Here is a 683-nt window from a genome sequence, read left to right on the forward strand (position 1 = left end):
TTCTCGGCGGTCGAGTCCGGACGCGTATCCGCCCAAACAGACGCACCGGCCGAAGAAATCATGGCCGGCCGCCTCATCCCGTTTTTGAGTGCCGCCAGCGACTTTACCGGCAACTTCAAAGCCTGCGCCACCACCATGACCGAATACTGCACCAGCCGCCTGGCACGCGAAATGCCCGAATCCGCAGTCCGCAAAAAAGCACAGGAATTGGGTTTGACCGAAATAGCATTTAAAAAGAAAAAATAAATATTTAGGCCGTCTGAACCCTATGGCGACTGTGTTATAATCCGCACCTCATACAGGTCGGACAGACAGTCGCCGCGTATCGCGTAAGGCATACGGGGAGGAAAGTCCGGGCTCCACAGAGCAGAATGCCGGCTAACGGCCGGGCGCGGCAACGCGACGGAAAGTGGAACAGAAAGCAATACCGCCGATGATTGCCTTCGGGCAAAACAGGTAAGGGTGAAAAGGTGCGGTAAGAGCGCACCGTGCATTTGGTAACAAAGCGCAGCAGGCTAAACCCCATTCGGAGCAAGACCAAACAGAACGCGATGACGCTGCTCGCCGAGCGTTCGGGTAGGTTGCTTGAGCACACCAGCAATGATGTGCCTAGAGGAATGACTGTCCGCGACAGAACCCGGCTTACCGTCCGAGCTGTATGTCCCCATACCGCGGCAGGTTTT

General features: G+C 56.2%; 1 other RNA gene and 1 pseudogene. Both read left to right on the forward strand.

The features are described 5' to 3' along the window. Positions 1-246: pseudogene (locus ACTHUT_RS21430) on the forward strand (hypothetical protein); the annotation flags it as partial. A 53-nt stretch (positions 247-299) separates the two neighbouring features. Continuing rightward, positions 300-661: RNase P RNA component class A (gene rnpB / locus ACTHUT_RS21435), an RNA gene on the forward strand. The last annotated feature ends 22 nt before the right edge of the window (positions 662-683 follow it).

The sequence above is a fragment of the Neisseria sp. P0022.S010 genome (assembly GCF_051956635.1).